Source organism: Serratia sp. M24T3, assembly GCF_000257645.1.
Lineage (GTDB): Bacteria > Pseudomonadota > Gammaproteobacteria > Enterobacterales > Enterobacteriaceae > Rouxiella.
Window position 1 is genome coordinate 160,608 of sequence record NZ_AJHJ01000004.1, and the last position, 21,578, is coordinate 182,185.

20 protein-coding genes are annotated in these 21,578 nt (G+C 50.3%); 11 read left to right on the forward strand and 9 right to left on the reverse strand.

What is annotated here, in order from left to right; genetic code table 11:
• Positions 1–41: 41 nt before the first annotated feature.
• The 3 genes from SPM24T3_RS05300 (at position 42) to SPM24T3_RS05310 (ending at position 3,240) form a co-directional block, all read left to right on the forward strand.
• Positions 42–617, forward strand: a complete 576-nt coding sequence (locus tag SPM24T3_RS05300; protein WP_009635682.1) for an antibiotic biosynthesis monooxygenase — start codon at positions 42–44, stop codon at positions 615–617.
• Between the two features lie 19 nt (positions 618–636).
• Entirely contained in the window at positions 637–2,508 is a 1,872-nt protein-coding gene (locus SPM24T3_RS05305) for an amidohydrolase (protein WP_009635683.1), read from the forward strand.
• 96 nt (positions 2,509–2,604) lie between these two features.
• Complete coding sequence (locus SPM24T3_RS05310; protein WP_009635684.1) at positions 2,605–3,240, forward strand: transcriptional regulator; 636 nt, start codon at positions 2,605–2,607, stop codon at positions 3,238–3,240.
• On the opposite strand, the gene SPM24T3_RS05315 is transcribed toward SPM24T3_RS05310, so the two are convergent.
• Entirely contained in the window at positions 3,237–4,199 is a 963-nt protein-coding gene (locus SPM24T3_RS05315; protein ID WP_009635685.1) for an ornithine cyclodeaminase family protein, read from the reverse strand. The genes SPM24T3_RS05310 and SPM24T3_RS05315 overlap by 4 nt on opposite strands.
• Positions 4,196–5,173, reverse strand: a complete 978-nt coding sequence (locus SPM24T3_RS05320) for a threonine/serine dehydratase (RefSeq protein ID WP_009635686.1) — start codon at positions 5,171–5,173, stop codon at positions 4,196–4,198. Before SPM24T3_RS05320 ends, SPM24T3_RS05315 begins: the two co-directional genes overlap by 4 nt.
• A 372-nt stretch (positions 5,174–5,545) precedes the next feature.
• Here SPM24T3_RS05320 and SPM24T3_RS05325 point away from each other — a divergent pair, with 372 nt between their 5' ends.
• Together SPM24T3_RS05325 and SPM24T3_RS05330 are read left to right on the forward strand one after the other, a co-directional pair.
• Entirely contained in the window at positions 5,546–5,812 is a 267-nt protein-coding gene (locus SPM24T3_RS05325; RefSeq protein ID WP_009635687.1) for a LysR family transcriptional regulator, read from the forward strand.
• Between the two features lie 540 nt (positions 5,813–6,352).
• Complete coding sequence (locus SPM24T3_RS05330; RefSeq protein ID WP_009635688.1) at positions 6,353–6,619, forward strand: LysR family transcriptional regulator; 267 nt, start codon at positions 6,353–6,355, stop codon at positions 6,617–6,619.
• 84 nt (positions 6,620–6,703) lie between these two features.
• Here SPM24T3_RS05330 and SPM24T3_RS05335 read toward each other — a convergent pair whose 3' ends face one another.
• Complete coding sequence (locus SPM24T3_RS05335; RefSeq protein WP_009635689.1) at positions 6,704–7,840, reverse strand: porin; 1,137 nt, start codon at positions 7,838–7,840, stop codon at positions 6,704–6,706.
• 543 nt (positions 7,841–8,383) lie between these two features.
• Between SPM24T3_RS05335 and SPM24T3_RS05340 the strand changes: the two genes are divergently transcribed.
• Positions 8,384–9,583 carry an MFS transporter gene (locus tag SPM24T3_RS05340; RefSeq protein ID WP_009635690.1) on the forward strand — a complete coding sequence of 400 codons (1,200 nt, stop codon included), beginning with the start codon at positions 8,384–8,386 and terminating at the stop codon, positions 9,581–9,583.
• Between the two features lie 45 nt (positions 9,584–9,628).
• Here the strand turns inward: SPM24T3_RS05340 and SPM24T3_RS05345 are convergent, their stop codons facing one another.
• Entirely contained in the window at positions 9,629–10,123 is a 495-nt protein-coding gene (locus tag SPM24T3_RS05345) for a GNAT family N-acetyltransferase (RefSeq protein WP_009635691.1), read from the reverse strand.
• A gap of 385 nt (positions 10,124–10,508) precedes the next feature.
• Between SPM24T3_RS05345 and SPM24T3_RS05350 the strand changes: the two genes are divergently transcribed.
• Both SPM24T3_RS05350 and gntR read left to right on the forward strand, forming a co-directional pair.
• Positions 10,509–11,204 (forward strand): pirin family protein, encoded by a 696-nt coding sequence (locus SPM24T3_RS05350; RefSeq protein ID WP_009635692.1) that lies wholly within the window; start codon positions 10,509–10,511, stop codon positions 11,202–11,204.
• 222 nt (positions 11,205–11,426) lie between these two features.
• Positions 11,427–12,422, forward strand: a complete 996-nt coding sequence (gene gntR / locus SPM24T3_RS05355) for a gluconate operon transcriptional repressor GntR (protein ID WP_009635693.1) — start codon at positions 11,427–11,429, stop codon at positions 12,420–12,422.
• A 41-nt stretch (positions 12,423–12,463) separates the two neighbouring features.
• On the opposite strand, the gene SPM24T3_RS05360 is transcribed toward gntR, so the two are convergent.
• Positions 12,464–12,997 (reverse strand): gluconokinase, encoded by a 534-nt coding sequence (locus SPM24T3_RS05360; protein ID WP_009635694.1) that lies wholly within the window; start codon positions 12,995–12,997, stop codon positions 12,464–12,466.
• A gap of 278 nt (positions 12,998–13,275) precedes the next feature.
• Here SPM24T3_RS05360 and gntT point away from each other — a divergent pair, with 278 nt between their 5' ends.
• Together gntT and SPM24T3_RS05370 are read left to right on the forward strand one after the other, a co-directional pair.
• Complete coding sequence (gntT, locus tag SPM24T3_RS05365; protein WP_009635695.1) at positions 13,276–14,592, forward strand: gluconate transporter; 1,317 nt, start codon at positions 13,276–13,278, stop codon at positions 14,590–14,592.
• 184 nt (positions 14,593–14,776) lie between these two features.
• On the forward strand, positions 14,777–15,961 hold the full coding sequence (locus tag SPM24T3_RS05370; protein ID WP_009635697.1) for a NupC/NupG family nucleoside CNT transporter: 1,185 nt from the start codon (positions 14,777–14,779) through the stop codon (positions 15,959–15,961).
• A 52-nt stretch (positions 15,962–16,013) separates the two neighbouring features.
• Here the strand turns inward: SPM24T3_RS05370 and SPM24T3_RS05375 are convergent, their stop codons facing one another.
• Both SPM24T3_RS05375 and aldA read right to left on the reverse strand, forming a co-directional pair.
• Positions 16,014–16,481 carry a DUF3574 domain-containing protein gene (locus SPM24T3_RS05375; protein WP_009635698.1) on the reverse strand — a complete coding sequence of 156 codons (468 nt, stop codon included), beginning with the start codon at positions 16,479–16,481 and terminating at the stop codon, positions 16,014–16,016.
• Positions 16,482–16,744: 263 nt separating this feature from the next.
• Complete coding sequence (gene aldA, locus SPM24T3_RS05380) at positions 16,745–18,184, reverse strand: aldehyde dehydrogenase (RefSeq protein WP_009635699.1); 1,440 nt, start codon at positions 18,182–18,184, stop codon at positions 16,745–16,747.
• Positions 18,185–18,619: 435 nt separating this feature from the next.
• Between aldA and rhaT the strand changes: the two genes are divergently transcribed.
• Positions 18,620–19,654, forward strand: a complete 1,035-nt coding sequence (gene rhaT / locus SPM24T3_RS05385; RefSeq protein WP_009635700.1) for an L-rhamnose/proton symporter RhaT — start codon at positions 18,620–18,622, stop codon at positions 19,652–19,654.
• A 42-nt stretch (positions 19,655–19,696) separates the two neighbouring features.
• Here the strand turns inward: rhaT and rhaR are convergent, their stop codons facing one another.
• Both rhaR and rhaS read right to left on the reverse strand, forming a co-directional pair.
• The gene (gene rhaR / locus SPM24T3_RS05390; protein WP_009635701.1) at positions 19,697–20,548 is read right to left on the reverse strand and encodes an HTH-type transcriptional activator RhaR; all 852 of its coding nucleotides are present in this window, start codon (positions 20,546–20,548) and stop codon (positions 19,697–19,699) included.
• 12 nt (positions 20,549–20,560) lie between these two features.
• Positions 20,561–21,385, reverse strand: coding sequence for an HTH-type transcriptional activator RhaS (gene rhaS / locus SPM24T3_RS05395; protein WP_009635702.1), 825 nt, complete (start codon positions 21,383–21,385; stop codon positions 20,561–20,563).
• Positions 21,386–21,578 lie beyond the last annotated feature (193 nt).

Genomic DNA, 21,578 nt, shown 5'->3' on the forward strand with positions numbered 1-21,578 from the left:
ACAGCTTTAAGGCCGATAACCCGTCTCCGAGGGAAGATAACGTGGACTATTCAGCACAAAAAAATCACGTCACGCTGGTCATCACCCATAACCTTTTGTCCGGTAAAACTCAGGCATACGAGGCCTGGCTTGATGAAGTCATGCCGGTGGCAGCAAGTTTTAGCGGCCATCTTGGCGTTAATGTTATTCGTCCAAATACAGGGGAAACGTCGTATACCATTCTGGTGAGATTCGACAGCCTGGACAGTCTCTACGCCTGGATTAATTCCCCGCAGCGCAAGGCATTGGTGGAGAAGGCTAGCGGACTTCTGGATCACGGCAATCGTGAGGATCGCGGCGATCGTCTCGAGATCCGTCCCGGTGCTGCCTTCTGGTTTACGCCGGAGGTGAAAAAGGGTCGCTCGCCGGCCAAGTGGAAACAGTATCTGGTCACGCTGGGGGTGATTTTCCCCTCGACAAATTTTGTTCCGTGGTTTTGGGGAATGGTTTTACCGATCGCCAAAGGAACGCTATGGGGGCATCTGTTGAACGATGCCAGTGTTGTGGCGCTGGTGGTGTTCTTCTGGATGCCGCAGGTCACGCGAATACTGAAAAATTGGCTGATCCCGAAAGGGTGACAGGGTTTGGAGATAGACGATGAATAATAATGCTTCGCTTATTTTTACCAACGGCAAGTTTCATACGGTTGATCGAGAAAATCCTCTGGCAGACGCCGTGGCGATCAAAGACGGCAAATTTTTGGCGGTAGGCCGTGCGGCAGAAGTGATGCGCTTTGCCGGGCCGGAAACCAAAACCGTTGATTTAAAAGGACACACTGGAATTCCTGGCCTCAACGACTCACACCTGCATTTAATTCGCGGCGGTCTGAATTACAACCTCGAACTGCGCTGGGAAGGGGTGCCGTCGTTGGCCGATGCGTTGCGTATGCTGAAAGAGCAGGCGCTGAGAACGCCGTCTCCACAGTGGGTTCGCGTGGTGGGCGGTTGGACCGAATTTCAGTTTGCCGAGCGCCGCATGCCAACGCTCGATGAAATTAACGCCGCCGCTCCCGATACGCCGGTATTTATTCTCCATCTTTACGATCGCGCCTTGTTAAACCGCGCGGCGCTTAAAGTCGTGGGCTATACCCGCGATACGCCAAATCCTCCGGGCGGTGAAATTCAGCGCGACAGCAACGGCAATCCTACCGGTATGCTGATTGCCCGCCCAAATGCGATGATCCTTTATGCCACGCTGGCTAAAGGGCCAAAGTTGCCGTTGGAGCAACAGGTTAATTCCACCCGTCAGTTTATGCGCGAGCTTAACCGCTTGGGGCTGACCAGTGCGATTGACGCAGGCGGCGGTTTCCAAAATTATCCTGAAGATTACCAGGTGATTTCGGAGCTGCATGAGAAAAAACAGCTGACACTGCGCATTGCCTACAACCTGTTTACTCAGCGTCCCGGCCATGAGGTTGAGGATTTTGAACGCTGGACCGATATGCTCAAACCGGGACAAGGTACGGATTTTTATCGCCACAACGGGGCTGGCGAGATGCTGGTATTTTCCGCCGCGGATTTTGAGGATTTTCTTGAGCCGCGCCCCGATTTGGCGCCGGGCATGGAAGACGAGTTGGAGCGCGTGGTCCGTCATCTCGTGGAGCAGCGCTGGCCGTTTCGCCTGCACGCTACTTATAACGAATCGATTAGCCGCATGCTCGACGTGTTCGAAAAGGTCAATAAAGACATTCCGTTCAATGGCCTGCACTGGTTTTTTGACCACGCAGAAACTATTACCGAGGCCAATATCGAGCGCGTGAAGGCATTAGGTGGCGGCATCGCGGTACAGCATCGCATGGCGTTTCAGGGCGAATATTTTGCCGATCGCTACGGCATCGAGGCGACCAGACACACGCCTCCGGTGGCGAAAATGCTGGCCGCCGAGCTGCCGGTCGGATTAGGCACCGATGCTACGCGTGTCGCTAGCTATAACCCTTGGACCGCGCTGTACTGGCTGGTGTCTGGCCGAACTGTGGGCGGCATGGCAATGTACGATGATAGCGCTCGGCTGGATCGCGAAACGGCGTTGATGCTCTGGACTCAGGGCAGCGCCTGGTTCTCAACCGAGCAGGGCAAAAAAGGGCAGATCAAAATTGGGCAACTGGCGGATCTGGTCATCCTGTCGAAAGATTATTTCAGCGTGCGCGAAGAAGAGATTAAGGGGATTGAATCGGTGTTGACGGTAGTAGATGGCAACATCGTTTACGCGGCCGGAGGATTTTCACCGCTGGCGCCACCGTCGATTCCGGTATTGCCCGACTGGTCGCCAGTGGTCAAGGTGCCGGGCCATTATCGCTCGGCTCCACCAGAGGCAGCGACCCGCGTGGGGGCGCAGCAGCAGGTGCATCAGTGCAGCGGCCCGTGCGGTGTTCACGTTCACCAGCATGATATCTCACGACGTTCCGACGTGCCGGTGTCGGATAATAATGCCTTCTGGGGCGCGCTCGGCTGTTCGTGTTTTGCTTTCTAAAGCTGGAAACTTTATTCCCCCGCATTTCGGCGGGGGATGTTGACCATCAGTTTAATACTGTATTATCAACCGGACGAGACAAAACCGGGAATAACCATGAGCAGTGCCAACGCGTTTCAGCCAACGAATTATCAAATAATCGCTGACAGTATTGCGACGCTTCTTTTCCCGCATGCCGAGGTCGTCTTGCATGACCTTAAAACCCAGCAAGTGGTGCATATCGCCAACAACCTTTCCAAACGCAAGATTGGCGACGATTCTGCTCTCGACGAATTGCCCGGCGACTCCCTCGCGACACAAAGTATCGGTCCTTACGAAAAGCTCAATTGGGACGGGCAACGCCTGCGTTCAATCACCAGCGTGCTGCGCGATGCTCAGGGGCGCGCGGTAATGGCGCTGTGCATCAATCTGAATTATACGGTGCTGGAGCAGGCGCGCGACGCGTTGAATCTGTTTTTCCAGGCAAGCCGAATTATGCCGCAGCCGGAAGCGCTGTTTCGCGACGACTGGCAGGAACGGATCAATACTTTCCTGCACGCCTGGTTGAATAAAAATAATCTCGCGCTAAACAGTCTGCGCCGCGAAGACAAGCGCCAGCTGGTTGAGGCGCTGTATCAAGAGCGTGCTTTTGATGGCCGCAGCGCCTACGACTATGTGGCCAGCGTGCTGTCGATGGGCAGGGCCACGGTCTATAAATATGTCAAGGCACTGCGAGAAGAATCAACCAGTTAGAGGCCAGGTAAAGCTTCTGCGCAGGCCTGCATGGCGTAGGCCGAAATCTGTGCGTCCTGCACTGCGACACCGGTTAAATCTGCGATGGTGATTTGCCGATCATTTTCTCGTCCTTTAGCGCGGCCTGCCAGTAACAACCCTAATTCCACCAACTGTTCTGCCTTGATCAATCCCTGATTTAGAGCATGAGAAATCTCGCCGTATTCGCTGCACTGTTTGACTGAATCGACAACGATAACCTCGGCACGAGCGACCAGTTTAGCGTCGAGTTCCTGCTTGCCACCGCCGTCGGCACCCACGGCGGTGATATGAGTGCCGGGCTTGATCCATTCGCTTTGCAGGAGTGCCTCACGAGAGGGCGTGGTGGTGACAATCAGGTTGGCGTTTTGCGCGACCTGCTGGCAGTCCTGTGTGGTGGTGACCTCAAACCCCAATGAGGTGGCAAAATCGCGATAGGCATCGAGGGCTGCCAAATTGCGGCCCCACACGGTCACGCGACGGCAAGAAGTAAGGGATTGCAGCTGCTCTAGCTGCATGCGAGCCTGTACGCCAGTGCCGACAATGCCAATTCCGGTCACTAAGGACGGAGCCAACGCTTTGGCCGCTATTTGGCCTGCCAGCGCGGTGCGAATACACGTCAGCCAGCCTTCGTCCTGCAATAATACCAGCGGCTGGCCAGTGAGCGCAGAAATCACCAGCATCAGGCCGTCATTGCTGGGCAAGCCCCTGGCCGGATTATCATAAAAACCAGTAGAGATTTTCACCGTAAATGAGTCACTGCCTGCAACCCACGCCGATTTTATACAGCAATCTCCGTTGGCCTGATCGAAGAAAAAATTCTGTACCGGCGGCACCTGTACTCGCCCTTGTGAATAGGCAATAAAGCCGTCGGTAATGCGCTGTGCGGCGATCTTCATATCTATCGCGCCCACGATTTGCATTTGGTCGTATATCTTCATTGCATCGCCTCGATAAACTTCTCGAGCAGGATATTGCGCCCGCAAAGAATTACCGCGACCTTTTTGTGCTGATAGTCTGCCGCCAACTTGATAGCACCGGCCAACGCGACGCCTGCTGCGCCTTCAATAATCCAGCGTTCAGCTCTAGCCACGGCTTTCATGGCCTCGCGGATCTCTTGTTCGCTAACCAATACCGTTCTGTCGATGACTTTCTGGCATAGCGGGAAGGTGATGCTGCCCGGTTCAATGCCGCCTGCGGTGCCGTCGGAAAGCGTATCTTCTTCTTCCATCTCGATTATTTCACCCGCCTCCAGCGATCGCTGCATCGTCGGCGCATTGGCCGGCCAGCAGCCAATAATCTCGACGCCCGGTTTTAAATACGCCAGAGCGGCACCAACCCCGGAAATCAATCCGCCACCGCCAACTGCCACGAAAACCGCATCGACGTCTGGAAGCTGCTCAAAAAGTTCAGCCCCGATGGTGCCCTGACCAGCAATAATATCGGCATCGTTATAGGGGGAAATAAATAGCTTATTTTGCAGTTTCGCCTGCTTTGCAGCCTCTAGCTCAACGCTGAGCGGATCGGTTTCCAACGAAATAACGTTGGCACCAAAGGCTTTGATGGCTTCCAACTTAGTCGGAGAGGCGCTGGTGGTGGTGTAAACGGTAACTGGTACTCCGGCGCGTAATCCTGCCAACGCCAGCGCCTGCCCGTGATTACCTGAAGAGGCCGTAATCACGCCTTTTTTTCTTTGCTCGTCGCTGAGCGTAAGGACCTTGTTGCTGGCACCGCGAAATTTAAAAGAGCCGGTATGCTGTAGATGCTCACATTTTAAAAAAATTTCACAACCGGTCTGAGCAGACAGCGCGGCGCTTTGGGTCAGTGCTGTCACGGCCACTTGAGGGCGCAGGGTCTGATGGGCACGCATAATAGCGTCAGCCAGTTTTTGCAGTGAATCGTCTTGAAGGTTCATAGATTTTCCGATTTTTTATGGAAATTTTATCCACAGTAGACTTGTTGTCTATTTGGCGCAACGATTTTATGCGGTTGTTACCGTCTCTTACGTATTAAAGGGTTAAAAAGGCGTGAGCTGGCTCGCAAATAAACTGATTTTACTATCTTCAAATTAAATATTAATCTTTGATGTTGTATTATATCTGACAAGTCAGGAAGATTAATTGAATTATTCACCTGATTTAAATGAAGAATGTTTTATATATTTTAATTATCTTATAACACTCGTATTGAATAGCTCTTGCTAGTCATTTGCTGATCCAGTGATTTTATTATTACTGGAAAGTGTTAAAGGTATTTCCCCCAGGAGTTATTTATTAAAGGACGAACTATGTTATTTGAGCCGAAAGGAATAAACGGATTTCTCGCTATTATCGAGAATGGTAATTTTGAAAAAGCCGCCAAGACGCTGGGGATCACCACCTCAGCGTTATCGATAAGAGTAAGCTCGTTAGAACGTGAGATTGGTAAAAAGCTATTAATTCGTAAGCGGCCATTTATTCTTACTGCTTTGGGAGAGGTTTTTTATAAACATGCATTGAAGTTAAGAGAGCTTGAAAACAGCCTGAAAGAAAAGATTAAAAAAATCTCTGGCTAATTATTTGGTTTTTTTAAATAACCTATAATTTATTCATTGATATATTTAATTACCATTACCTGTAACGTCTACAAGCATTTTTTATGCAAGCACAGGGTTATCTGAAATTCAGCCTGAGTGAGAATCTTTCCGCTCAGGATTTTTTGTTATGCCTACAAGTAAAATGCACCTTTAACTGTGAAGTCGATGATGTTATTGCTTGAATATCATTATCCTACCCAGTTGTTAAATGTTATTTAACTAGTAGCTTTTTTCTCTCTTATAAATACTCGTTTTAAGAATTTTAAGCGAAATTTGGTATTGTTTTAGCCAAATTTATGGCAATTTTCATTTCTCGCGCAAAAGAGAGATTAATTCATGTTACTGCATTGTTGAATTTAACCTTAGTGGCATAGGTTTGCCTGTAATGGGCTTTATCAAGCTCTAGGTTATGGAGATAACATGTCTTTTTATGATCCCTCTATGTCGTATTACATACAATTAAACAAGGTAGAGTCGTGATAAATGATCTCAATCCTAAAAAGCTAACAAGGAGTTAACATGTTTTTAGAACCTAAAAGTATTAACGGGTTTCTGGCCATCATCGATAATGGAAATTTTGATAAAGCAGCCAAGATTTTGAACATCACTACATCTGCTCTCTCAATTCGTGTGAGTTCACTTGAGAAAACCATGGGGGAAAAACTGCTGATAAGAACTCGCCCTTTTAGCTTAACCAAGGCGGGGGAAATTTTTTATGAGTATGCCTTGGAGTTTAAAAAGATGGAGTCTTCTTTAAAACAAAAACTAAATGAATTGGCTGAGTAACCTGAAGCGTTACCGAGCCTTCGGAATAATGAAGGTTCGGTAACCAAGTGGAAGGCTAACTATTAATAATAATTAATAAGCTAGTTAGAATTGATAAACCAGACCCAGGCCTAAGATGTTATCAGTGTTAACTCCGGTGGCACTTGTGTAGGTATCTTTTTTAAGCAGATTGATTTTGTAATCGACATAGGTATACATATTTTTATTGAAGAAATAGCTGGTTCCAACTTCAATATATTTAACCAAGTCCTGTTTACCACCTTTGAAACTAGCTGCTGCATCTGCTGCATCCCCAGATTTTGACACTGGATCAAGTTTCTTGCCCACGGATTGAACATAAGCCAGTGAAGGCTGCAAGCCTTCGGCCGGGCCATCAACAAACAGGTAATGCGCTGCTATTTCGATATTTTGTGTCTTTTTGGCATATCGATTATTAGAGATGCCGTAGTGGCTCATGTTACGCGTTTCGGCATACATTGCTGCAAGATAGAGCTGTGCGTTGTCATATTTCATGCCTAAGTTCCAGGCATCGGCGGTTTGGCCGTTTTTATCACTGGCCTGAATATCGGTGCGGTTAGAGCTGGCATAGGCTCCAGCTAATTGTATGCCATAGCCTAAATCATAAGATGTTGACGCTCCCCAACCTTCGCCATTACCGTCTCTTCGATCCTCAGATTTGTGAGGGTTCGGGTTTTTACCTTGGTATTGAAGGGCCAGGCTTAGGCCGTCGATGCTGCCAAAGAAGTTGGACGTTCTAAAGGTGGCCAGACCTTTCGCTCGGCCAGTCATAAAGTTATCTTCTTTGGTAAAGCTGTCGCCGCCGAACTCAGGATTAACATCAGTAAAAGAGCTTACGTCATACAGCACGCCGTTATTACGGCCATAGTCAAAACTGCCAAAATCAGCAAATTTCAGGCCGACAAATGCCAGGCGTGTCGCATTGCCCATATCCATAGCTTCTGGATTATTAGTTTTGACATTATATTCCCATTGACCATAGCCGCTTAACTGATCGCTGATTTTAGTCACACCCTTAAAGCCAAAGCGGGCATACGATTTATCGCCATGCTCTGCTTTATTATTTGAAATGTAATTTAACCCAACGACTTTTCCGTAGAAATCCAGTTTGTTTGAATCTTTATTATAAACTTCGGCTGCATTGGCCGCGCTGCTTGCCATTAATGCAGAAATGAAAATAGCCAGAGGTTTGCGCATTGACATTTTAAGTCCTTATTTAAATTAGTTTAATTTATTATGTTATTTATATCCCGGAAGGAACTTTACGGTACCGGCAAAACATAACTATAAAAAACTATTTTTGAACTTATTCCTTTCTTTGTGATGTCGCTCAATAATGTTGTATTTTATATTTAAATAATTAAAATATAGGGAGGTGACGTTAAAATTAATAAATTAAATTGATAGAGTTGTTTCTTTTATTAGTCTTGAAATTAAAGTTAGTGAAACTATTTGGCAGAAAATAAATACTTTTAACTTTTAGTGTTAATTTTATTGATTCAATTAATACCTCGATCTAATCAATGAGTCGTCCCATCTCAGCATTAAAGATTTTATAAAAATGGATATAATGCGCTGATGGGTCAATTTCTCAATGAGAATCTAACATAATGATTTTAAACATTAAAAAATCATCAATAGGGAGTCGTTGATTAAATAGCCCTTTACGAATAAAGTTATTCTCAGGGTTTTGTCAGTAGATTTACTGTCAATTTGTCTTAAAGCTTAATGAGATCACATACTTTAATGTCGCCTCCTGCCTCTAAAATGCAACGACCGGTCAATATCAATCTGCAAATCCTCGCGATAATGATCTTCAACTTTGCTAACTATTTAACTATTGGCCTGCCGCTGGCGGTGCTCCCCGGCTATGTCCATGATGGGCTTGGATTTAGCGCCTTTTGGGCGGGTGTGGCGATAAGCATGCAATATTTTGCCACGCTGCTAAGCCGTCCTCACGCGGGTCGATACGCTGACCAGCTGGGCCCTAAAAAGGTGGTACTCATCGGGCTGTTTGGCTGCATGGTCAGCGGGATCTTTTACCTGTTGGCGGTTTGGCAACACGGCGCTCCGATGGTAAGCCTTGCACTATTGTGCATTGGCCGACTGGTATTGGGCGTCGGGCAAAGCTTTGCGGGAACTGGCTCGACACTGTGGGGCATTGGTCGCGTCGGCTCATTGCATATCGGCAAAGTCATTTCCTGGAGCGGAGTAGTCACCTACGGGGCGATGGCGGTGGGTGCGCCATTAGGCGTGTGGATTGTTCATCTCGGCGGGTTGGCGGCATTGTCAGTGTGCATTATTGTTATAGCGCTGGCCGCATTTTTACTGGCGTTGAGCAAACAGGGAGTGCGCGGGGGTGCGAGCAGCGTGATCCCTTTTCGCCAGGTGCTTGGCAAAGTGTTGCCCTACGGACTGGTGCTCGGGCTTGCCTCAACCGGCTTTGGCGTTATCGCCACCTTTATTACCCTGTTCTATGACGCGAAAGGTTGGAGCGGCGGCGCATTTGCCTTGACTCTTTTCAGTACGGCGTTTGTCGGCATGCGGTTACTTTTTCCTAACAGCATCAACCGTTTTGGCGGGCAGAGAGTTGCTCTGACCTGCTTTTGTTTTGAGACGCTTGGCCTGCTGCTGGTGTGGGAGGCTCACGCACCTCTGATGGCACTTTTGGGCGCAATGCTTACCGGTGCCGGATTCTCGCTGGTTTTCCCTGCACTGGGGGTGGTGGCAGTTAAAAGGCTGCCGCAGCAGAATCAGGGCAGTGCGTTGGCGACCTACACAGCATTTATGGATTTGTCGCTTGGCATCACCGGGCCTTTGGCGGGTGTGTTGATGACGCATGCTGGCGTGTCGTCAATCTATCTGGCTTCGGCGTTGGCGGTTTGTCTGAGCGGCGGATTGGTCTTGCGGTTAATGCAGAAAGAGAAAACGCTGGCGATAGAATAGATTAATTACCTTCCCGCCGATGTGTGGCGGGAAGGGTGAACAAAATCAGGCTTTCATTCGTCCCATAAAATGAACAGCCACAAGTTTACCGTTGCGCATCGCAAACCCTTCTGCCGTACCTTCAACGACAAAATCGAATTTCTTGTACAGCGCGATAGCTGCCGGATTATCGACGTACACGGTAAGCTCGACGCGGCTGATGCCCAGCCAGTTATCGGCCAAGTCCAGCGCGGCGGCCAACAGCTGGCTGCCAATGCCTTGCCCGTGAAACTCCGGATGCACTGCCATGCCAAAGCTTGCCACATGGCGGCGGCGCATATTTTGTTCGAGGTGCAAGCCAATCATTCCGACCACGCGTTCGCCAAAACAGGCCACGAGTCGGTATGCGCCAGCTTCTTGAGCTCCACTACGTTTTTGCCATTGCGCCGTGGCAGGATGCGGTAGCTGTAGCGTATCGCTGTAAACCTGTTCCTGGCTATATAGCTGGTGAATCTGCGCGTAGTCCTCAGGTTCAACGTGGCGGATCTCAATCTGACTCATAGTTGGCTCCATGCGGCTGTTGGGGAATAACCTCTTAATTTATCGGTCTATTTTTTTAGTCAATTTAATAATTGATGAAAAAAAGTGCTTTACAAGTGCGAATGATAATGATTATTATTGTCATGCGTTCCGGGGATGGCTACTCACCCTAGCCAAACGGGTCCCTGGGAGGCACGACATTGCTCACATTGCTTCCAGTATTTCTTAGCCAGCCGGGTGCTGGCTTTTTTTGCCTGCTATTTTGATTCTCTCCTTTCAAGCCACAAATCCTTTGGATTCAGAGCGCCAACCTCATTCAAATTTTCTGATTAGAGGGGTTAAGTTTTTACGCTTTCTTATTGTCAGCCGTTGGCTAGACTAGAGAAAACATTGAGGAGAGTTGAATATGATCTACTTACGCAAAGCACAAGATCGCGGTCATGCCAATCACGGCTGGCTGGACAGCTGGCACACATTCTCTTTTGCCGATTATTACGATCCTAACTTTATGGGGTTCTCCGCACTGCGAGTTATCAATGAAGATGTGATTGACGGCGGGCAGGGCTTCGGCACGCATCCGCACAAAGATATGGAAATTTTGACCTATGTGCTGTCCGGTACTGTTGAGCATAAAGACAGCATGGGCAACAAAGAGCAGATTCAGGCGGGCGAGTTTCAGATTATGAGCGCCGGTACCGGTGTGAAGCACTCTGAATACAACGGCAACCGCGATCGTGCGCTGCATCTTTATCAGATATGGATTATCCCGGAAACCAAAGGGCTGGAGCCGCGCTACGATCAGCGCATGTTTGACGCGCCTCAGGGCCGCCAACTCGTGCTGTCGCCGGATGCACGCGACGGTTCGCTGAAAGTGTTTCAGGACATGGAGCTTTCTCGCTGGGCCTTCAAAGCAGGTGAAGACGGTGAATATGCCATCGCCGAGAATCGTCAGGTATGGATTCAGGTGGTTAAAGGCAGTCTGACTGTCAATGGTCAGGCGATGGCGACCAGCGATGCGGTGGCTGTGTGGGAAGAATCCGCGCTGGCGCTGCATGCCGACGAAGACAGCGAAATTCTGCTGTTTGATCTGCCGCCGGTTTAAAAGGCAGGCAACATTCAATACAGTCTCGTTCAAGCTCACCTTGGGAGGGTTTTGCGGCCCCGCCCGCTATCATCCCAACGGTGCGCTTCAATAAAATAGTCTTTCAAGCTAATTCATCGTTTTACTTCGCCTTTTGATACCTGACGCACGCTGTTTTTGTGCCAAATGGTGCTATTTTTTGCTAAAATCCATGCTTGTTCCTCTTATCCCAGTTCATTGAAAATGAAGAAAAAAAGGCCAGTGCTTCAGGACGTCGCCGACCGCGTTGGTGTGACCAAAATGACGGTTAGCCGTTATTTGCGTAATCCCGAACAGGTTTCTCTGCTGTTGCAAGAGAAAATCGCCGCTGCGCTGGATGAATTGGGCTATATCCCGAACCGCGCCCCCGACATTCTTTCCAATGCAAAAAGCCGCGCCATTGGCGTGCTGCTGCCGTCGTTGACCAATCAGGTTTTTGCAGAAGTACTGCGTGGTATTGAAAGTGTAACGGATATTCACGGCTATCAAACCATGCTGGCGCACTACGGCTACAGCGCCGAGCGTGAAGAACAGCGTTTGACGTCGCTGCTGTCCTACAATATCGACGGCTTAATCTTGTCGGAACGTAATCATTCGGCCAGAACGTTGAAGATGATTGAAGTCGCTGGCATTCCGGTGGTTGAGATGATGGACTGCGTGTCGCCGTGTGTAGATTTAGCCGTGGGGTTCAACAACTTCGAAGCTGCGCGGCAGATGACCCAGCAAATTATTGCTCACGGGCACCGCCACGTAGTGTATTTCGGCGCCCGCCAGGATGAACGTACCCTGATCAAACAGCAGGGCTATGAGCAGGCGATGCATGAGTCGGGGCTACAGTCTTATAGCGTAATGACCAGCCGCTCTTCCAGCTACACCGCCGGGGCGGAGCTGCTCAAGCAGGCGCAAAAAGATTACCCGCAAATCGACAGCATTTTCTGTACCAATGATGACCTGGCGGCGGGGGCGTTCTTTGAATGTCTGCGTCAGGGGCTGCATATTCCGTCACAGATGGCGATCGCCGGTTTTCACGGGCATAACATGGGGCAGGCGATGGAGCCAAGACTCGCCAGCGTATTAACGCCGCGCGAGCGAATGGGGCAAATCACCGCCGAGCGTTTGCTGGCTCGGCTTCGCGGTGAAGAAGTGGTGCCGAAAATGGTCGATGTCGGCTTTACTATTTCGGCGGGCGGCAGTATTTAACCGTCGCCCTGAGGCAAGCGAGCTGAGGCAAACGAATAAAATCAGGCCTCAGCTTTAATCTTTGCCTTGGCATTTTCCAGCGCAGTCACGCAACGCTTTACCACGCCTTCTACCTGATGGTCGATATTCACGCGCACTACGTCCGGCTCATCTTCACCCGGCTCTTCCAATGCGGCAAACTGGCTCTTCAGCATATCAGGGGAGAAAAAATGTCCGACGCGGGCCTTCAGGCGCTGCAAAATAACCTCTTCGCTGCCCTTCAAATACAGGAAAATCATCCCATCGTTGCCCTTGCGCAGAGCATCACGATAGCTGCGTTTTAACGCAGAGCAAACAATGATGCCGGTCTCGTTTTTGTGCTGGAGACTATAGGCGGCATCACTTAAACGCTCGAGCCAAGGGGCGCGGTCGTCATCGTTAAGCGGATGCCCGCTCGCCATTTTCTGGATATTGGCGCGAGGATGAAGATCGTCACCGTCAATAAATTTCGCGTTGATTGCTCGAGCTACGGCTGCGCCCACGGTAGATTTACCGCTGCCCGATACACCCATCAAAATGATGCTTTGACCTGCCATAAGTTTGATCTCCGTCCCATATTTCGAATTTACCCAAGCGGGTGATTCCTTATATTAGCATGTTACCGGTATCATGATACCGGTAACAAATGGAGGTGTGACTAATATCACAAAGGAACCTGTATAAATTTTAGCGCTGTCTGACGATCTGGCTCGCGCTGAATTCGCAAACTTACAAAAAAATATCACTGCGCACTATGTTCTTACCTAAAACTGTCGGGCTGTCACAAACAGGCTATAAGTTAAGGGAAAGGAAATGGGCGGAAGGGGAAAAAGTTATGCCATTAGTCATCGTTGCAGTAGGCGTCGCTCTGCTGTTGTTGCTTATGATCCGATTCAAATTAAACGGTTTTATCGCGTTAATTCTTATCGCGCTGGCAGTTGGCGTGATGCAGGGGATGCCGGTAGATAAAGTTATCACCTCAATCAAAAATGGCGTAGGCGGTACGCTCGGCAGTCTGGCTCTGATTATGGGCTTTGGCGCGATGCTGGGTAAATTGCTGGCCGACTGCGGCGGTGCCCAGCGCATTGCCACCACTCTAATCGACAAGTTTGGCGTTAAATATATCCAATGGGCGCTGGTGATTACCGGCTTTATCGTTGGTTTCGCCTTGTTCTATGAAGTCGGCTTTGTGCTGATGCTGCCGTTGGTGTTCTCAGTTGCCGCTTCTGCGCGCTTACCTCTGCTATACGTTGGAGTTCCAATGGCGGCGGCGTTGTCAGTAACGCACGGCTTCCTGCCTCCGCACCCAGGCCCAACGGCGATTGCGACCATTTTCCATGCGGATATGGGCAAAACTCTGCTGTACGGCGCAATTTTGGGTATTCCGACGGTGATTCTGGCCGGTCCGGTATATGCGCGCTTCCTTAAAGGCATTGATAAGCCGGTTCCACAGGGCCTGTTCAACCCGAAAACCTTTACCGAAGAAGAGATGCCGGGTTTTGGCGTGAGTGTATTGACTTCGCTGGTTCCGGTTATTCTGATGGCCTTCCGCGCGATCACCGAGATGATCGTCCCTAAAGGGCATCCGATTTTGCATTACGCCGAGTTCTTTGGTGATCCAGTGATGGCAACGCTAATCGCCGTGCTGATCGCTATCTTCACTTTTGGTCTTAATCGCGGTCGCAAGATGGATGAAGTGATGTCAACCGTCAGCGATTCAATCAAAATTATTGCCATGATGTTGCTGATTATCGGCGGTGGCGGTGCCTTCAAACAGGTGCTGGTTGATAGCGGCGTCGATAAATACATTGCTAGCCTGATGCAGGGCAGCACGTTGTCGCCAATCCTGCTGGCCTGGACCATCGCTGCGGCTTTGCGTCTGGCTCTGGGTTCTGCAACAGTTGCGGCAATTACTGCGGGCGGTATCGCAGCGCCACTGATTGCTACAACCGGTGCCAGTCCTGAGCTGATGGTTATCGCTGTTGGTTCCGGTAGCGTGATTTTCTCTCACGTTAATGACCCGGGCTTCTGGCTGTTCAAAGAGTATTTTAACCTGACTATCGGTGAAACTATCCGTTCCTGGTCAGTGCTGGAAACCATCATCTCTGTTTGTGGTCTGGTGGGTTGTCTGCTGCTTTCAAACGTGGTGTAACTTTTTAGATCATTGTCAGGTTTTACGGGCCCCTGTTTTTCTTTCAGGACAGGGGCCTGCCTTGCCCCTCAACAACTCATCCCGACGATCATTCCAGCGTAAATAAATCATCAGGAAAGGTGAAAGCGGCTCAAAATTATGGCTCAATACCGGCAAATAATTTTGGATGCTGGACAACCCCCCTATGCCAACCGTTTTTCACTTTATACTGGCTCTCGTAGTCATCTTCCTTCTGGCCTTCATTTTCAGTAACGATCGCAAAAAAATCCGCCCACGCGTTATTCTTCAATTAGTCATTATTGAAGGGCTACTGGCCTGGTTTTTTCTGCATGCCAGCAGCGGCCTGGCCGTGGTTACAGCGATATCCGCTTTCTTTGAAAACCTGCTGACCTATGCGGCACAGGGTTCGGATTTTGTTTTTGGCGGTATGAGCAAGGCGGGGCTGGCGTTTATCTTCCTTGGCGTGCTGTGCCCGATTATCTTTATTTCAGCGTTAATCGGCATTATGCAGCACCTGCGTATTTTGCCGCTGCTAATCCGTATTGTTGGCACTTTACTGTCGAAAGTTAATGGCATGGGCAAGCTGGAATCCTTCAATGCGGTCAGTACGCTGATCCTTGGTCAATCTGAAAACTTTATCGCCTACAAAGGTGTGCTGGCGGAAATCTCTCCGCGTCGCCTTTATTCAATGGCTGCTGCGGCGATGTCTACCGTGTCGCTGTCCATCATCGGCGCTTATATGACCATGCTAGAGCCGAAATACGTGGTTGCCGCGCTAATCCTTAACATGTTTAGCACCTTTATCATTCTTTCGATTATCAATCCGACACCTGCAGGTGATGAGCCAGAAATCAAACTCGACAAGCTGCACGAAGATCAGAGTTTCTTCGAAATGCTGGGAGAATACATTCTCGCAGGTTTCAAAGTAGCGGTGATTATCATGGCGATGCTAATTGGTTTTATCGCCATTATTGCCGCAGTGAATGCGTTGTTTACCGCGATTTTCGGCATCAGTTTTCAGCAGATTCTGGGTTACGTTTTCTATCCGCTGGCCTGGCTTATTGGCATCCCCGGCCCTGATATTTTGCAATCGGCCAGTATCATGGCGACCAAACTTGTGACGAACGAATTTGTGGCGATGATTGATTTGAAGAAAATTGCGACCGAGCTGTCACCGCGCGGATTGGGCATTCTGTCGGTGTTCCTGGTGTCATTCGCCAACTTCGCGTCTATCGGTATTGTCGCGGGGGCAATTAAAGGTCTGAACGAAAATCAGGGCAACGTGGTGTCGCGCTACGCTCTGAAACTAATCTACGGTTCAACCTTGGTCAGCCTGCTTTCTGCGGCTTTCGCGGGGCTGGTGCTGTAAGATTTTTTATTGCGTTTTAATGATCAACCCGGCTGCTGGCCGGGTTTTTTACTTAGAAATCTACACACGCCGGACTATCGACCTGCATGACTGAATCTTGCTGGAAGCGTTTTTTGTAGAGATCGCGGATCTCGGCAATTTTTGTCTGCTCTTGGGGACTGGTGCCGTGGATGAGCATCAGCGCTTTGCTGTTTTCTTTAATCACCACTCCCTCGCTTCTCAACCATTGCCCTTTGGCATCAAACACGCTCAAACCGTCTTTGAAGCGCGGCGTCACGTCTTTATCGACAAACGACTGCCACTGTTTCACATTGATTGGCGCGGCGTTGTGACGGCTCAGGCCAAAATAAAGCGTGGTTTGAGTCATCAGGTTGCCCGTTTTACACATTAATGCCGGCGCGGCTGGTGGAGCAACTTCGGCAGCTTTGGGCGGAAAAGGGGCCTGAGGCGCAGGGTGCGTGGCGGCACAGCCCGTCAGGGTTAGGCCCACTAGGGCGGCAAGCAGAGCGGGGGTTTTCATGGCTATTCCTTGTGATTTGCTATCATCAGCAGCGCCAGATTATGCGCTGTCGGCACGGTAAAATTTCCGTTACCGACATCATAGGGCCGGATATCACTGCTGCGCAATCACTCAACGCACTGAAAATTCATGCTATTTACAGAACAGCGATCCCCTTTGATTGGGAATCGGCGGGATCACGGCGGCAAAAATCGCTACCGTGACCGCGCAAAAAAACCTTGTTAATCAGTACTGCCTAAAAAAGCAGATTGACTGATAAGCCCCTATTGGTACTGCAAATACGCGACATGAGTTTGCAGATATTCCTCAAGACCGTGACGCCCGTCCGCACCGCCAATCCCCGATTTGCGCCATCCAGCGTGGAAGCCCTGCATTGCCTCAAAGTTTTCACGATTCACATAAGTTTCGCCAAACTTCAGTTTCTTCAGGGCGGTCATCGCGGTATTGATGTTTTGTGTATAAATAGCCGACGTCAGGCCGTATTCGCTGTCGTTGGCCAGCGCGATGACTTCATCCAGCGTTTTAAAGGTGGTGACTGGCAGAACCGGGCCGAAAATCTCGTGCTGCATGATGTCCATATTTTGGCGAACATTGGTCAAAATAGTCGGCTGGAAGAAGAAGCCTTTATCGCCGGCCCGTTTGCCGCCAAGCAGCACTTTGGCGCCCTGTTGCACCGCAGCCGCCACCTTGTCCTCAACGCGTTTCAACGCCTCGGCACTGATCAGCGGGCCCATATCGAGGTCGCTATTTTGTGCCGTATCGCCAAATTTTACCTGCTCGAACGCCTTGCTCAGGCGAGTCATAAACTCGTCGTAAACGCCTTCCTGCACATACAAACGTTCGGCACAGTTACACACTTGCCCGGTGTTGATCACCCGAGAACTGACAATCGCTTTCACTGCTAAATCCAGATCTGCATCATTCATCACGATGGCCGGAGCCTTGCCGCCCAGCTCCAGCGACACTTTAGTGACGTTTTGCGCAGCGGCAATCATGGTCTGAATTCCGGCGTTGACGCTGCCGGTCAGGCTAACCATGCCGACTTTAGGATTGGCCGCCAGCTCGTGGCCAACGACCGGACCATACCCGGTCACCAGGTTAAACACACCTTTCGGCAGGCCAATCTCATCGACAATCTGTGCAAAGATAATCGCGTTGTTCGGCGTCAGTTCGCTGGGTTTAATCACGATGGTGTTGCCGGTGAGCAGAGCGGGCGCGGCTTTACGGGCAATCAGGAAGAACGGGAAGTTCCACGGCAAAATCCCGGTCGTCACGCCGATTGCTTTCTTGAACACCAGAATATTTTCATTTGGACGATCGCTTTGCACAATTTCGCCCTCGTAGCGGCGCGCCCATTCCGCGACATAATCGAGATAGTCGGCAGTGAACAACACCTCAGTCTGCGCCAGCCCGCGCGTCTTGCCGCCTTCAGCAATAATCGTGTTGGTCAGTTCAGCCTCGCGCTGGCGAATGCCGTGGGCAATTTTATGCAACCACGCGCCGCGCTCAACCGCAGGCAGCGCCTCCCAGCCGTCTTGTGCCGCATGGGCCGCGTCGATAGCGCGCCTGGCATCTTCCGCACTGCCCTCTGGCACCTGCGAAATTACGGCCTCGGTCGCGGGATTGATCACCTCAATCCATTTATCACTCTGGTTTTCAACAAACTGGCCGTCGATATACATGCGTTGTTGAATAATGGTCATTTGCAGATTCTCCGTTATCGCGTGGATCGAGTTATGGGTCACAGAAGCGGGTTAATGAAAGCAGTCTGTTAATTAATTGAGGTAAAATTGTTTCATTCTTCAAACATGACGCAGATTGCGACGTAGAACCTTTCCGCCATTGCCACATAAACGGGCAGGATGGCAAAAATCAGTGTTTCGGCAGAATCTAGCTGGCACATTTGTGATTTCGCCAGTAACGACGGGGATGGCGAGCAAAATGGATGAATTGGGCCGATTAGGGTCAGAAAAGAAATTTGTGATCGCGGTCGGTGAAATCTCGCTAATTTCGCCAGAATTAACTTTGGGTGGGCAACCATACAGAGGCTCTGCGCGGTAACAACTCCTTAGACTCCTTCGTATGCAGGAAGCCGCTTATTTCCTGTTCGCCTCAACTCTACGAAGGAATAAATAAAAATGAATAACGCAATCCTGTTAGGCATCATGTGGCACTTTATCGGTGCCACCAGTGCGGCCTGTTTTTACGCCCCGTTTAAAAAAGTTCGCAACTGGTCATGGGAAACCATGTGGTCCGTTGGCGGTGTGATGTCGTGGCTGATCCTGCCGTGGGTGGTCAGCGCCATCCTGCTGCCGCATTTCTGGAGTTACTACAGTTCTTTTAGTCTCTCGACTCTTGCGCCGGTATTTTTGTTTGGCGCGATGTGGGGTATCGGCAACATCAATTACGGCTTAACCATGCGTTATCTCGGCATGTCGATGGGGATTGGTATCGCCATCGGGGTGACACTGGTGGTAGGCACTTTGATGACCCCGCTGTTGCAGGGCCGCTTTGTCGAACTTTTCAGCTCCGAGGGTGGGCGTTTAACACTGCTTGGCGTCTTCGTTGCAGTGATTGGCGTGGCGATTGTCTCGCGCGCCGGTTTGCTGAAAGAGCGTGCGATGGGCGTGACGGCTCAAGAGTTCAATCTTAAGAAAGGCCTGCTGCTTGCGGTGCTGTGCGGTATTTTCTCCGCCGGAATGTCGTTCGCGATGGACGCCGCCAAGCCGATGCATGAAGCCGCCGCCGCGTTGGGGATTAACCCGCTTTACGTCGCGCTGCCAAGCTATGTGGTGATCATGGGCGGTGGGGCGATTGTCAATCTGGCCTACTGTTTTATCCGTCTGGCGACCAAAAAAGAGCTGTCGGTAAAAGCTGATTTCTCGGTAGCAAAACCGCTGCTGGTGGCTAATATCTTGTTTGCACTACTTGGTGGAACCATGTGGTATCTGCAATTCTTCTTCTACGCCTGGGGTCACGCGCAAATTCCTGCGCAGTATGACTTTATCAGCTGGATGTTGCATATGAGCTTCTACGTGCTGTGTGGCGGGCTGGTCGGGCTGATTATGAAAGAGTGGAAGAATGTCGGGCAGCGTCCGGTGGGCGTGCTGAGCCTGGGTTGTCTGGTGATCGTGATGGCGGCGAACATCGTGGGTCTGGGAATGGCATCTTAAATTGCTGTATCAATCCTGACGGTCTTTTCAGACGTCAGGATTTTAAATCGCAACCTTTGTCGTGCGTTCAAACCGCTGACGCCAGGCGCTGGGTGTCATGCCGGTTTCACGGGTAAATACCACGGAAAAATAGTTACTGTCGTCAAAACCGCAGCGGGCAGCCACCTCGGTAATTAACCGATCGCTGCTGCGCAATAAGTGTTTAGCCTGACAAAGCTGCAGCTGACGCAAATAATGCCCGATGCTCATTCCGGTCTGCAGACGAAAAAGCTGTTTCAGGCTCCTTTCTGAAAGCTGGTGCTGCTCGCAAAAGGTCGCCAGACACAAGTTTTTCCCCACGTCGGCCTGAATCGCCGACATCAACAAATCCAGCTGTTCACCCTCAGGTAGCGCGTAAGCTTTATCAGCAGCATAACGATGACGACGCAGGATCAGCGCCAGTTGTAAAAATAGCGCCTCGGTAAGCTGCAAAGACAGCACGTCGCTTTTTCGACTCTCCTGCACCAGCTGTAAAATCACCCCTCGCGCCAGCGCCATTCCGCGCGTCGTCAATCGCCAGTGCGCCGGGCCGTCGCTTTCGTCGCGAGGCAGCATTTCTGACCAGTCCAGCCCCAGTTTGAATCTTTCCGGGCAGTAAATAATATTATCCAGCACCAGATCATTGACCGAATCATAGCTGTGGCAATCGCTCTCTTTAATATAAAAAATATCGCCACAGGTCACTAGCCAAGGCCGATCGTTGAGGACGTGCAGGCCGTTGCCGCGCCAGACAATCACGATTTCGCAAAACTCGTGAGTGTGCGCGGGGAATGACGGCTGGGGCGCGCGATCGGCAACCGCCACCGGCATCAGCTCCGAGGGTAAATAGTCGGCTTTCGGCAAACGTAGTGTCATAGATCCCCTGAATTAGTTCATATGCTGGCGCACATTGCGCGGCGCGTAGCCAAACTCGCGTTTAAACAGTGTCGAAAAATGATTGCTGTCCCCAAAGCCGCATTGGAAAGCAATATCGGTGACGCGCAGGTCACTGTGTCGCAGCAAATGGCGCGATTGCAGCAGGCGCAGGCGATTGAGATAGCGCTGCGGCGTGCTGCCGGTTTGCTGTTTCAACTGACGGTGCAGGGTACGCAGCGAAAGAGAAAAATGGCTCGCCAGCTCGTCCCAGTCAATTTCTTCACTGTAGTGTTCATTCAGCCAATCGAGCAGGTGGCGCAGGCGACTTTCCTGATTATTTTCATCCTGTGCGCTGCGGCCCTGACGCAACAACACCAACAGTTGCATAAAATGCAGTTCCTGCTCGGCCTGTTGCTCTAAAGAAAATTGCTCGCTACCGCGCGGCAATTGGTCGATCAGCGTCTTGGCCCGGGCCATGACTTTATTATTGATGCGCCACAGCGAGGGATAATTACCGTCACTTTCCTGCGGCAATAAATCGCGCAAACCGGAAAGGAAACGGAAAGCATCAGGACCTCGATACAGCACGTTGGTCAGGTGCAGGTTATCGGTTTGTTCATAAAGATGGCGATCGTGATCGCGCACAAAACACACGCAGCCGCCGCACAGAGTTTGCGGCTGGCCGTTGAATACGTGAATGCCGCTACCCTGTTCGACCAGCACAATCTCATGAAAATCATGATGATGCTCCGGGAAAGCGCCCTGCGGGGCACGAGGCTCTACTGCTATGGAAAATCCACCGGCCGGGAAAAAATCAACGCTGTGCAAGATGGTCATTTTTTAACACCTCATTAATAAATTCGTAACCGATGGTAGTGAGGGTTGCGCCACTTTACCTTGAATTTTTGACCACGAAATCGCCTTGAAGGCGGTAATTTTCAAGAATGAACCACAAAAGATTCAGAAATGCGGCAGGGGTCACAGCTTGAGCCACCAGAGCCAAACGAAAAAAGTGTGAGCTGGTTCAAGT